The 13,190-nt window shown below is 39.1% G+C and carries 9 protein-coding genes; all 9 read right to left on the bottom strand.

Going from position 1 to position 13,190, the window contains the following annotated elements; genetic code table 11:
* Positions 1 to 37: 37 nt before the first annotated feature.
* The 9 genes from NIES592_RS17980 to NIES592_RS17935 all read right to left on the bottom strand — a co-directional run bounded on the left by NIES592_RS17980 (position 38) and on the right by NIES592_RS17935 (position 13,100).
* On the bottom strand, positions 38 to 1,381 hold the full coding sequence (locus tag NIES592_RS17980; RefSeq protein ID WP_073556471.1) for a phthiocerol/phthiodiolone dimycocerosyl transferase family protein: 1,344 nt from the start codon (positions 1,379 to 1,381) through the stop codon (positions 38 to 40).
* A gap of 283 nt (positions 1,382 to 1,664) precedes the next feature.
* The gene (locus NIES592_RS17975) at positions 1,665 to 3,074 is read right to left on the bottom strand and encodes a phthiocerol/phthiodiolone dimycocerosyl transferase family protein (protein ID WP_073556470.1); all 1,410 of its coding nucleotides are present in this window, start codon (positions 3,072 to 3,074) and stop codon (positions 1,665 to 1,667) included.
* A gap of 59 nt (positions 3,075 to 3,133) precedes the next feature.
* Positions 3,134 to 4,993: a hypothetical protein gene (locus NIES592_RS17970; protein ID WP_073556469.1), complete on the bottom strand. Its 1,860-nt coding sequence runs from the start codon at positions 4,991 to 4,993 to the stop codon at positions 3,134 to 3,136.
* Between the two features lie 87 nt (positions 4,994 to 5,080).
* Positions 5,081 to 5,386 carry a phosphopantetheine-binding protein gene (locus tag NIES592_RS17965; RefSeq protein WP_073556468.1) on the bottom strand — a complete coding sequence of 102 codons (306 nt, stop codon included), beginning with the start codon at positions 5,384 to 5,386 and terminating at the stop codon, positions 5,081 to 5,083.
* A 488-nt stretch (positions 5,387 to 5,874) separates the two neighbouring features.
* On the bottom strand, positions 5,875 to 7,107 hold the full coding sequence (locus NIES592_RS17955) for a hypothetical protein (RefSeq protein ID WP_073556466.1): 1,233 nt from the start codon (positions 7,105 to 7,107) through the stop codon (positions 5,875 to 5,877).
* 80 nt (positions 7,108 to 7,187) lie between these two features.
* Positions 7,188 to 8,846 carry an SBBP repeat-containing protein gene (locus NIES592_RS17950; protein ID WP_256678167.1) on the bottom strand — a complete coding sequence of 553 codons (1,659 nt, stop codon included), beginning with the start codon at positions 8,844 to 8,846 and terminating at the stop codon, positions 7,188 to 7,190.
* Between the two features lie 284 nt (positions 8,847 to 9,130).
* Positions 9,131 to 10,279, bottom strand: coding sequence for a beta-ketoacyl-ACP synthase III (locus NIES592_RS17945; RefSeq protein ID WP_073556464.1), 1,149 nt, complete (start codon positions 10,277 to 10,279; stop codon positions 9,131 to 9,133).
* A gap of 77 nt (positions 10,280 to 10,356) precedes the next feature.
* Complete coding sequence (locus NIES592_RS17940; RefSeq protein WP_062250174.1) at positions 10,357 to 11,274, bottom strand: hypothetical protein; 918 nt, start codon at positions 11,272 to 11,274, stop codon at positions 10,357 to 10,359.
* 173 nt (positions 11,275 to 11,447) lie between these two features.
* Positions 11,448 to 13,100, bottom strand: a complete 1,653-nt coding sequence (locus tag NIES592_RS17935; protein WP_073556463.1) for a PfaD family polyunsaturated fatty acid/polyketide biosynthesis protein — start codon at positions 13,098 to 13,100, stop codon at positions 11,448 to 11,450.
* Positions 13,101 to 13,190 lie beyond the last annotated feature (90 nt).

The following is a 13,190-nucleotide window of genomic DNA, read 5'->3' as shown; positions in this document are numbered from 1 at the left end:
CAACACTACTCAAAGCACCAGGAGCAATTGAGGTTAGCTACTGTCGCGGGATTGCAACTATTTGATCAGTAAAAGTGAATTTTGGATTTTTGCAAGCTTTCACAATACAAGCAAGCATATGATCAGCAAGAATTTCCGCAGTTTCCTGACTAATTGCAGGTTCAGAAAACATGAAATTCAAAAACATTTTTTCTTCAAAAGTTAGAACAGCAACACACAAACCTCTAAATGCTGCATTAGCAGTCACAAAGCTAATTTCTTCAAGTTCAAATACACCATAATTTGCAGGAATGTTGACTCTACCTATATTCGTGACACCCACTGTTGAAAATACCTGATGAGGATAAGCCAGAAGAAAGTTGATCAACAGCTTGGTTAAGAAAGGTAAGCAGAAGACCCGCTCACTTTCTAAAGTTGCTTTCATCTGTTGTCTTCTGTCGCGAGCTAAATCCCAGAAGCTTATATTGGTTCTGAGGTTATGACATGAGATATCACCAGAAACTAATACACCTAAATGCTCATTACTGATGTTTGGTTGGAATCGGTTACGCAAATTAATTGGCGACCAACAGCTGAGGTTGACATTTGTTTTTTTCCCAGGAGTAATTTTTCTACCTGCTGCAAACAACATCGCTGCACACAAAGCAGCATGTACCGTTGTCTTGTTCTTTCTACAAGCATTTAGCAACTTTGTCGTTTGTGCTTCGTTGAGCTTTCTGTGAACTATACCAGTGCGACGTGATTCAATCGGTAGGAATTTTTCAAACTTCAAAGTTTGTGGTCGATACCGAATCTCTTGTAAGACGTGTCTGCATATAGTTAAGAAGATATTCACTGTGCCTTTCCATCCTCGCATCGAGTCTGGCAAGAGTTTTTTGAGTGGTGGAAGTGCAGGTAAGCTGACAACTTCTATTGGTTCAAAAGAAATGATTTTTTGGCAATATTTTAAAAGTTCTGAATGTAGTTGGATGCATGATAAACCATCTGCGATCGCATGATGTATTGTTGTGATCAGATAATTGACATTGTTTTCATTTTTGAGATGAACGAGCACAACTCGCATTAAACTTTTGTGACTCTCAATTTTGTGGTTGAGTTCTTCCCAAACAACTTCTTGCCATTGCTGTGAATGTTGCTTTGTCACCACACGTAAAGGGATCTCGATGTCTCCAGTCTTAAATCGCAGATTATTTAACTTACCGATAATGCGGCAGTTCAGACGAGGATGACGTGCTTGGAGCAGCTCCATAGCTTGTCTAATAACTTCTTCGCTGAGTAATCCGTTAATTCGACAAATCGTAACTATGCTATATGTTGTGGCACGGCGATTCAAAATCTCCAGCGCTTGCTCGTAACAAGAGAGTTTCCTATCATAGAGCATAAGTATTTATATTTTGAAATTGAAAGGCAGAAGGCTGATATCTTAATTAATATCAAGTTCATTATGCTTCGCTTTTGATCGTTAGACCTCTTGCAAAAAGATTTTTACCCCACCCTAACCTTAAGCGAAATCGGGGAGCGAACTAAATCTTCCCCACGTTCACAGGGGGATTGAGGGTAGGGCTAATTCGACTTTTGCAAAAGGTCTATTGGTTTTTTCGTTACCAATTACCAACCTACGCGACAGTATTAAGTATTCAAGCAAACATGATATTAAGATGTTTTTACTGTTGGCGACCAGAAGCTAGACGAGTAACATTGCTCAAAGCACCAGGAGCAATTGAGGTTAGCTGCTGTCGGGAGATTGCAAATACTTGATCAGTAAAAGTGAATTTTGGATTTTTGCAAGCTTTCACAATACAAGCAAGCATATGATCAGCGAGAATTTCCGCAGTTTCCTGACTAATTGCAGGTTCAGAAAACATGAAATTCAAAACCATTTTTTCTTCAAAAGTCAGAGCAGCAACACACAAACCTCCAAATGCTCCCAATGCGGGAACAAAGCTGATTTCTTCAAGTTCAAATACACCATAATTTGCAGGGATGTTGACTCTACCTATATTCGTGACACCCACTGTCGCAAACATTTGACGAGGGTAAGTGAGAAGAAAATCGGTTAACAGCTCAATTAACAATGCTGAACAGAATACCCGATCACCTTCTAAACTTGCTTCCATCTGTTGTCTTCTGTCGCGAGCTAAATCCCAGAAGCTTGTATTGGTTCTGAGGTTATGACATGAGATATCACCAGAAACCAATACACCTAAATCCTCATCACTGACTTTTGGTTGGAGTCGATTACGCAAATTGATGCTTGACCAACAGCTGAGGTTGACATTTGTTTTTTTCCCAGGAGTAATTTTTCTACCTGCTGCAAACAACATCGCTGCACACAAAGCAGCATGTACCGTTGTCTTGTTCTTTCTACAAGCATTTAGCAACTTTGTCGTTTGTGCTTCGTTGAGCTTTCTGTGAACTATACCAGTGCGACGTGATTCAATCGGTAGGAATTTTTCAAACTTCAAAGTTTGTGGTCGATACCGAATCTCTTGTAAGACATGTCTGCATATAGTTAAGAAGATATTCACTGTGCCTTTCCATCCTCGCATCGAGTCTGGCAAGAGTTTTTTGAGTGGTGGAAGTGCAGGTAAGCTGACAATTTCTATTGGTTCAAGAGAAATGATTTTTTGGCAATATCTTAAAAGTTCTGAATGTAGTTGGATGCATGATAAACCGTCTGCGATCGCATGATGTATTGTTGTGATCAGATAATTGACATTGTTTTCATTTTTGAGATGAACGAGCACAACTCGCATTAAACTTTTGTGACTCTCAATTTTGTGGTTGAGTTCTTCCCAAACAACTTCTTGCCATTGCTGTGAATGCTGCTTTGTCACCACACGTAAAGGGATCTCAATGTCTCCACTCTCAAAGCGCAAACCATCCAACTTATTGACAATGCGGCAGTTCAGACGAGGATGACGCGCTTGGAGCAGCTCCATAGCTTGTCTAATAACTTCTTCGCTGAGTAATCCGTTAATTCGACAAATTGTAACTATGTTGTATGCACCAGCACGACGATTTACGATTTCTATAACTTGCTCCAAAGGAGAAAGTTTTCTGTCGTAGAGCATAAGTATTGTATATTGTATTTCATGATTTGTACTCAATCGAATTAAATTCAGCGATCGCTTTATTTTGCCTTCAAAGAAGCAAAATGTTTGCCACCAAGTTCAATTTGTCCTTGTGTACATCCAGCCTGCAATCTTTGTACTAGATACTCCAAATCATGAGCTATAAAATTTGTGCCATGATCTGGTTCTATCAAACTTACCAACGCTGGATTGTCTACCTGTTGATTTGCCAAGCTAGAAATACCCAAAAAATTCAATACTCCGGATTCATAAGTACCACAAGGAACTGAAGGGTTGTTGATTCCAACGCAGTATTCATTCTGTTTAAACCATTCAGCTGCTGGGTAGCCGTGGAAGTGAACAATTGGCGCACCATTTTTAATCAGATCTGGTGTATATAAGGCAGCAGACAAACTAATAGCAAGCATGACATAGATATCATAAGAAGGTTTGATATCTACTAGCTCTGGATTAATATCATTTGGTAATTGCAGAAATAACTTTTCTTTCAAACCAATCCGAATGATATCGCTTTCCAAGTTTAAATCTGTTTTGTTTGCACCGGAACGAGAACTAACAAGCCAAATATCTGGGATTTGCTTATATCTATATTCTCCTTTTACCTTGGTTTTTATGTAATACCTACCTTTTTCATTCTGACGAAATTCATCACTACTAAATCCTGCAACAGATAATAGATTTTGCCACTCATCTTCAGTTATTTCTGGTTCACCAACATATTGTGGAGGTTCAACATAAGCAACGAAGCCATAAGAAACACCTGTTCTCCCATTCACTATGACATTGACAATATCTCTATGGGATTTCCTTTTGATAACTTCACAAAGCTTAAAACCTGGCGGAAATAGACCTGTAGATGCTAGTTCGTTGCCTAATTTCACCAATTTTTCAGCATATCTAGATTCATGAGGCTTATAATGCTCTAAAGTAAATCTATTCAGTAAAAGTGGATATATTGGTACAAAAACTTTAGGAACCAGGGAATTTAAAACAAAATATTCCATCTCCTTTTTATGAAAAATAGAATCTGAAAGATTCATATTTAAGATAGAAATTTTGTCCTTGGAAACACCAATTACCATTTCTGAAAATGTTCTAACCAGAGTGTTTATTCCAATATTTATTTTTTCTTGATAATTGATGAGAGGATTGACAAAATCCTTATCGATTTCAGTCAAGATAATTACTTGAGTATTAGTCGGATCTTCAATATATTTAGCTACATGATCTTCTGCCCAACTACTCAATTTAGCTATTCTAGAAACAGAAATTTGTTGATTATTCAAAATGAATTGAGAATACACTTGATAAAGCATTTCTGCTACATGCACACCTAATTTTCTTATCAATTTAGGATTTTTTTCTACATCAATTACTGCATTTATCTCTGCTTTTACACCCCTAATTTTTAGGCTCTTATTGAAGTTGATTAATGGCAAATTAACATCATAGTAAAATTCAGTTGTTGCTTCTTCCCAAGATAAAACTTTTACTCCATAATTGCTGAGCTTCTCTGCTAATTCTTCTCGAAATTTAATAATTTCTAGGTGTTTATAACCCTTTGGTAATGGTCTAAATGCCACCGTTAATTTTTGAGCCATCACTCTGGGATCAATAACTGGTGGCTTATATTCCACAGCTGATTTTTTAACAAATCCACCGATTAAACGACCAATAGTTTGCAGGCTTAGTCCCATACTTAGTGGAACAGAAGCAGCTTTAGTAGCGACATCTCTATCACGTAGCAACGTTAGTATTTCTGATTTATGAGCAGTTAGTTCTGCTTGCATTTCTGGTGTCATTATTCCCTTGGGAGAACGAAGATTTAGTTTTTCGTTATCGACCCACAAGTGAACACCTTTTTGAATCAGATTTTCCAAAAGATCGTATGCATTCATAGTTGTAGAATCCCTCAATAGGACTGTGGATTTTGAATTTTAGATTCATTCAATTTAAAATCTAAAATTCTTTGTAGCGGATTATGTTCAAATCTCAAAAATCTCTGAATCCGAATCTGCCAATTCTTCTGCTAAACGTTTGCTGAGCATTTCAATTGTGGGGTAATGCCACAATACAATTACAGATAGTTTAAATCCAAGCAATTTCTCTGCTCTACTAGCCAGAACCATCCCTTGTGCTGAATCCAAGCCATAACTATCCAAAGGTTCTTGGATATCTATCTCATTGGGTTCAACTGCCAGCATCTCAGAAATGTTAGATACTAGCCAGGCTTGGATTTCTTCTGCCGTATATGACCGCTTTACACCTGAATTAATGACAGACTGACTCATATTCACACCTGTAAAGTAAAGGAATTGGGACAATACTGAAAATTACGTTAATTCATAGGTGGGGTTGTTCAACTAGCTAGCGATCGCACAAATCCAGATCAAACTACTTTGATAAAAATTTAGTTAAATCTCTGGATGTTTATTCTTCAAGGATTCCACTGATTTCGGGAATGTTAGCAGTGACTTTGAGCAGAACTCTGGCTGGGTACTCCAACCCGATATACCCAAGAATTTTTCGCATACCTTACCAATCCCAATCAAAAGAAAGCAGAATAGCCAAGAACAATAACCCTCAAAATTAATGGGACAGACCACTAGTACTCTGTCACATCAACTTTGCTGGGTAAATCAATTCTTCAATTTCTCTTCTTTCCCTGTTTCTTCGGGTACTTTGCGTCTTTGCGGTTCGTTCCTTTACCCCTCAAAGTTAGGTTGCCAAACCACTGCCTTCTTTCCTATTGCTTACGTCAACCTTATAAATTCATCAATCAAATCGGATTACCATTCTTACAGGCGACAGACTTAGAGAACTTATGAAAGAATTTAGTGTTATTTTGGATAGCCTTGCTAATCGAGCCTCCTGTAGCCATAACACGCATTTCACGATTGATAGGCCATGTGTAGTCTAGTTTGTCAAAAAACCTGCACAGTTCTGAAATAAGACGTTGATGGTACTTCAAATTCAAATGTAAACCTTCATGCTCATGACAGAAACATCTCTCTATCCAAGAGAGTGCTTCTTGGGTAGACATATCAAACAGAGGAGACCGTAGTATCTTGTAGACTAAGGGTATGACAAAGAGTTGGTCTGGAGAAAAGCTCGCAACTGCCCCAGCAGAAAGCCCATTCAAAATGGTAAGCTGCATCATGTAGATGGAAAAATTAGCCATGAATTTCTCGTAGGCTGTTGGCTTTGGGAAGTCCTTGTACAATTCTTGAGCGATCAGCAGCGAAGTTGTAGTGTGAAAAGATTCGTCCAAGAAATGGTAATGAGAGACAGCCGTGGGAGATGGGATAAACTCACGTTTCTTTTCTAACTTCCTGAAATACTGAGAACGGCTGTATTCTGTTAGCTTGAGAAGCATATTGGCGATGAAGCGCAAGGCATAGTATTGTGAGGCTAAGAAAGGTGTACTTCCCCAGTTAAAGCCGAATAACTGACGTATTGGTCCAGGCGACAAACGCCCAACCAGACCCTTTTGAATCACCTTGGACTCATTCCCTGTGAGAGGATCACCAACTATTACCTTACCTAGTATGGCCATCTCCGTCATGTTACCAATCGTGCGAAAAGCATGAATATGGTGGCGTTCCTGTGAAGTTTCTACATCCAGTTCATGACAGAGGGTTTCGTAACCGCCTATGTTGTAAAAAACACTACCTGTTACTTGATTGTAAAGAGCTGTATTAACTTCGCTAGCAGCAGTAAGATTGTAACCTCCAACCCAAAATAGATGATTAAGAGCAATCTTTTGTGAGGGGGAAGCTGCATCATAGAGTGGAGTGCCATAGAGGATTGAAAACTCAGGGTCACTCCAATAATGATTTTTGTGGTTGCTGTAATCAAAATTTTTATCCAAATCAGTTATTTTCTCGGTATAGTTGGACTCCTTGTTACGTCGATAGTTGATTTCCGTCGCTTTTAAATGCTTCTTGATCGGTGTATCAGATTTGTTCTGTAGTTGTTTTTTTATCTTTGACTCTTCGGTGTCATCTATCATATGTCCCTCTTCATGGATTCTGTAACATCAAAGATTTGATGTGTTATGAAGTTTTTCAAACAACATCTAAATACCTGTTTTTAAGCGCCACTAAAATCTTGTAAAGTACCTGACTCAGAATCGAGTTTAGCTATCCAGCTATCCACAGACCCAGCATTAATCGCTCCCAAGGAACCCTTAGTAATTCCTGTTACATAGACATTACCAAAATTGTCTAATGTAATACTGGTGGCAGCATCAGACTTGGATGTACCAAACTGTTGAATCCACAACCGCTTGCCGTCACTGTCGTACTTAGCAATCCAGGCATCATTAGAGCCAGCATTGCTTCCTTCCAAGTTTTTATCAGTATATCCCACTAGAAAAATATTGCCATTGGAATCGACCTTCATGCTCGAGGATGCATCATCACCACAAGTGCCAAACTGTTTTATCCACAGTCGATTACCATCGGTGTCATATTTGGCAATCCAAGCATCATTAGATCCAACATTTTTTCCTCCCAAGTTACCCAAAGTCCATCCTGTCATGTAGACATTGCCTTGGCTGTCTGTGTCAATCCCCTTAGGGAATTCAAAATTCTTAGTACCAAACTGTTTCGTCCACTCCAACTGACCACTATTGTTGTCATTCTTGGCAATCCAGACATCATATTGCCCAGCATTCTTTCCTCCCAAATCCCCCAGAGTCCAGCCTGTAGAATAAACACTGCCATCATTACTGACAGTTACAGCATAAGCTTCATCAAAAGCGGAACTGCCAAACTGTTGAAACCACAGCTGGTTGCCATTGCTATCATACTTAGTTACCCAGGCATCATCCGCAAAGACATTAGGCTGAAAAAATAGTCCTTGCTGTTGTTGCTCAATAGTGAATCCTGTGAGGTAAACACTACCATCGTCATCAACTTTCATACTAAAGGAAGCATCAATCAGTTCAGTTCCAAACTGTTGAACCCACTGCTGATTACCATCGCTATCATACTTGCCCACCCAGACATCATAATTTCCTTCTCCTTGATTGGCTCCTCCAAAATCGCCTTTCGATATTCCCGCTACATAGAAGTTACCTTTGTTGTCAGCAACGATGCTAGTAGCTAAGTCAGAATAAGGAGTGCCAAACTGTTGAACCCACTGCTGATTGCCATCGCTATCATACTTACTCACCAAGACATCATTAGATCCCGCATTATCTTTTCCGAATGAGCTACTGATTACTCCTGCTACATATAAATTGCCAAAGGGATCTGTGGTTGAACTTGTAAGTATATCAAAATCAGCAGTTCCCAATTGCTGGATCCTCCCTTGTACTGGTTCAGGTGGTGGGGTGTAACCCTCATACTGGAAGTAGTTTCCCTCAAGATTCAAATGGTGAGTGCCAGGTAAAACAGCTACAAGGTCAGGTACAGTTCCCTGCTTCCAAAATATTGCTGCTCCTGCGGGAGATTTGACCAAGTGGTAATCCTCTGGAGCGCCATGTAGCTGAATGACATCTTGCCAAGGATTGAAGTCTAAAATTGTAGCAAATTGTTTTAAACCAAAATCAAGTCCTTTACTACTGGTGTAATATGGCTGTTTCCAATCACCGAGAACAAATCTGTCGCCCCAGTGAAGTTGACTACCCTCTAGCGCTGCCATGAAGTCTGCATCACCCAGGATAATATCCATTTGCGGTTGAGCGAAATGGTCATCACCAGGTTTCAAACCCACAAAAGTATCATTTCCGGAGCGACCCCACATGATTTCACTGCCTTCGCTCCTGAAAAGCAAGTCGGTGCCAGGTGTGCTTACATTAAACACCCTTAAAAAGTAGGCATTGATATCACTTTCCAATTTGCTCAATAGATTTTCCATCTGAATTAAACCTGGAGCAATTATTTAAATCTTTTAAGCAATAAGGCAGAGAGCATAAGGGAAGAGGGTTTGACTTGTTTTTTCCTTCATAACGGGTAGTGCAAACATTCACCGCATCTGTCTTCACCCGTCGATGTTGAGTTTGTTGAATAGTGGCCACGCAGCACACATTAAACCACTGTCAAAAGCATATAAGCGTATAAAAATCTAGCACTTTCGGGAACTAGGCAAAAGATTTTATCACCTTGTTCCAGTTTTCCAGATGACATTAATTCTTCTAACATAACAAAGATAGAGGCAGAACCTGTATTACCTTTGTAGGTTAGGTTAGTAAACCATTTATCCAACGGAATCTCAAATCCAATTTCCATCAACTCATCGTAAAGCGGTTGTCTAAAATGTTCTGATGAGTAGTGAGGCAAACACCAAGTGATCTCATTTGCTTTGAGGTTATATTTGTCTCGAACTTGTAGCAAGCCTTTTTTTCCATAGGACACTACATTTTCTCCTAGCAATTTTACATCCTGCTTTAAGGCAAAATAACTCTCCTTCCATAGTTCTTCTGGATTTTCGACTTCCCGCCACCCTTGTAAAGAACCATCAACTCTCTTGACACCCCCTGCATACATACAAGTCTCTAGTTCATTGGCAAAAGAGATGATTTCAACCCAATCTATTCTAAGTGAAATACCATTTTGACGAGGAGTATCCGTTATCAGCACTGCTGCTGCGGCATCAGAAAGCATCCACCTCAAAAAATCCTTCTCAAAAGCTATGATTGGTTTTGCTTCCAAATCTTGAATTTTTGCTTCTATTTCTGGTTGAAAGTACACTCCCTTAAATGCAGTTGATGCAAGTTCTGATCCTGTTGTTACAGCATTTTTACTCCAACCAGAAGATACGTTCATATATCCATACTTGAATGCAGTCATCCCTGAGCAGCAAACACCACTTGTAGCTACAACCTCACAGGGAGGACATCCAAGTTCTCCATGCACCATAAGAGCATGGTTAGGAATAATCTGATCTGGAGAAGATGTGCCACAGACCAAACACTCTATTTCTTCTAACGAAATATTAGTGTTTTTTACAAGAATACGTACTGCTTCGGCTGTTAATTGTGCATTAGTATGGGTTTGCTTGCCAGTTTTTGGATCTATTGCATAATATCTAGATTTGATACCGTTGTTTTTGAGGATGCGATTTTTAGAACGAGAAGGCTTTCCGTTGACTAACCCAAGAACATTTTCAATTTCCTCATTATTTACCGGTTCATTAGGTAGAAAAACTCCTAAACCTGTAATATATGCTGAAGTCATAATCTTCTCCAAAGAACTGAGCAAAACTTTAAATTTTAAAACGTGTTTCCCTGAAAGCAATTAGTTATTGTTCACTGCTAATCCACACCAGATGGGGATTTGAGAAGCTCAATATAAGACGCTATTTTTTTATGAATCAGTGGAGCAAAAAGAAATTGAACGACAGTGGAAACTATAAGGACAATTGGAATAGCAAATATGAGCTGAACTGCAAAGATACAGACTATTGGTATTCTGCTCCAGCTCCCCTGTTTACCAAAAAAACGAGCTATCTTAGCCCAGGGACGATATACCAAGCGCCCAATAAATTCTGGAATGACATAGCGTTGATTCACTTCAACCGCTCCAAGTCCTTGAAGCATTGGTTGACGCGAAGAATCACTTAAGGCTGCGAGATTATTAGCTATCCGCTTCCCAAATCTTGATAGTGCATAAATATCCTCATCTCTAACACCAGCAGCAGGTAATACTCCCAAAAATCTGTTTTTTTTTCCAGTCAACAGTAACCGGGGAGTGGTGATAAAAGTAGCCAAAGGTGGCCCTTGGTGAGTCAAAACCACATTGTCAATATGAATTCCTCCGACTTCAGCAATCATTTTCTTCATCGTTTCTGAGGCAGAGTGCCACATATTTCTACAGACTACTAAAGTGATAACTTTCGTATTCTCTAAAACTTTGGCATACTTGGATTTTAAAAAACCTTGAATTGGTAAAGATGGAGCCAAAAACCAAACCTGATAAGCAAGAATAATTAGATCAAATTTTTCATCATTACCAAATTTCGGCGGATAAATTTTCGACGGTTCCCCGTTCACACATTCTGGAAAAACATCAAAAAATTTATATAAGCTCCAAGGAAAAGGATAATTATCTTTTGGTTTTATACACTCCCAGGTAAGCTCAATTTCTGCTGTTTGGAGAAATTTAGTAAAAGATTCGACTGCACGAGTCACATCTCCCGATTGTGAATAGTAAACTACCAATACACGTTTCATGACTGTAGGTAGGAAAAGTAGTTAGGAAAGTTGTGAATTAGATAACAGGAAAATACTGATATTATGCTTCGTTGTTGGGCATTGGGCATCGGGCATTGGAAAATTATCAGTATCTTAATTACCAATTACCCATTACCAATTACCTATTATCAACCCACGCGACAGTATAAGTCTTATTGTGGTCGATACTGCATGTAGGTAGCTGGCATTTGCAATCCTTGCATTTTCAAACTTTGGATGCGGAATAAATATGCAGCACCTCTCATAATATGGTTAGCAACATCAACCACTTTGCGATTATTTGGTTCAGCAAGATAAGAACCTCTGACCCAATCATTAAAACTACCCATTGCTGGGCCACACCAGATTTGATAATCAGTTTCTCGACCTTTTTCCCCAGAGTTAGACCAGCGAGACGATAATCCAAGATACCAGCGAAAAATTAGAGCCATCTTCATTTTGGGATTGTTGGCAGCTTTAATTAATTTATCGGGATTTCTTTGAGATAAATAAGTAGTGGTTTCTTTCCAAATTACTTCCAGATTCTTTTTAAAAACTTGTTTTTCTAGTTTCTCTCTTTCTAAAGGTGGAATGTCTTCAATTGAGTTATAGTTTTTGTATAAATCAAACAGTTTTTGTGCCCGGAGGGGAAAGAAAGTTCCTCTTTTAAGAACTTGAAGTTTTACTCCCATTTCAAACATATCAGCTGCTGGGGCCATCATCACGTCAGTCATCTCGGCTTGAGCTAGTAATTGTTTTGTATATTGAGAAGTTCCAGCTTCAACGCAAGACTGGTTGATAGAGCCAGTGACAATATAAGCAGCACCCATCATAAAAGCGGCTAATGCTGATTGGGGAGTTGCTATTCCTCCTGCTACTCCGACTCTGACAGCTTGTTTGTAACAGTATTTTTTTTGAATTTCATCTCTCAATTCCAAAATTGAAGGTAAAAGGCAAACTAGAGGACGATTATCTGTATGACCACCAGAATCTGCTTCTACAGTGATGTCATCTGCCATTGGGACTTGTTCGGCTAGTTTTGCCTGTAATTCACCGATGAGGCCTTGTTCAACTAATCGCTTGAGAATGTTTTTAGGGGCAGGTTGAATAAATTTAGTTGCAACTTCTCTGCGAGAGATTTTAGCAATGACTTTATTTTTGATTTCGATTTCATTAGCTGCACTTAAACCCAGCCCAGCAGCTCGATAGTAAACGATGTTGTCAGTCAAATCCAGAAAGGCAGAGGCTTCTATTGTTCTCACCTGATATTTGAGATACAAGTCAACGACACTGCGTTCAATAGCAGGTTCGCTAGGACTGTGGAGCAAGTTAAAAGCGTAAGGCCCTTTTGGCAAGGCTTGTTGAATGCGGTTAATGACTGCTTCAACACGGGAAGGAGCTAAACCTCCAGCACCAAATGAACTTAATATTCTCTCTCTACCAAGAGCAATTACTAATTCTTCAGAAGCAATACCATGAGCCATCGCCCCAGTGGCGTAGGCGTATTTCACGCCATGAAATTCCAAGAAAGTTGGATCGCCTAATTGTTGAATACTGAGGGGTGGAACAGCTATGAGCATTTCCACTTTTCCTGCTTGTCCATGATTGGAATTGTACAAATAACCTTCGTTGGTGACGCCGATTTGACTTTCAATCCTGACAATGTAACAAGGTTTATCTAAATTCAGCACTTTAGCTTTTATACCCTCTTCATCAAAAGATACAGAGTCTAAAGAACCTTGCCAAATTTGATTATGATTGGGCAAGAATGTGGAAAATTTGAGGTTTTGAGAAGTTTTATACGGTAAAGTGTCTACACTAGTCACGTTTTTAGCCTTTTAATATTTCATGAATTTGGACGAAAGCTATCAGTTAGTTGTTGATTACTAGTGGTTTATCGTATTAATTATGAGAGT

The sequence above is a fragment of the Fischerella major NIES-592 genome (genome assembly GCF_001904645.1).
Lineage (GTDB): Bacteria > Cyanobacteriota > Cyanobacteriia > Cyanobacteriales > Nostocaceae > Fischerella > Fischerella thermalis.
This window is presented reverse-complemented; position numbering and strand designations above follow the sequence as displayed.